The sequence below is a fragment of the Bradyrhizobium sp. Leo114 genome (genome assembly GCF_055229415.2).
Window position 1 is genome coordinate 1 of the sequence record NZ_JBUYEN020000300.1, and the last position, 212, is coordinate 212.

Genomic DNA, 212 nt, shown 5'->3' on the forward strand with positions numbered 1-212 from the left:
CGCCAGCCCATGCCGGTTCTCCATTGTGGCATGGCCCATATAGCAGAGCTTCGCCTCCCGCCCGGCCGCCTTGCGGTAAAGCCTGCTGTTTGGATCGCTGGTACTCGCATGGGTGTCGTTCTTGCGCTTCTGGCCATGGAAGTTTGCGCCGCCATCATCGTCACCGCTACCGTCCTTGGGACGAAAGCTCTTCTGTGACGCCCAGGCTTCGA

The 212-nt window shown here is 61.3% G+C and carries 1 pseudogene; it reads right to left on the bottom strand.

Annotated features, from left to right (window positions below):
* Nucleotides 1-212, bottom strand: a pseudogene (locus ACZIRK_RS45810) (IS5/IS1182 family transposase); the annotation flags it as partial.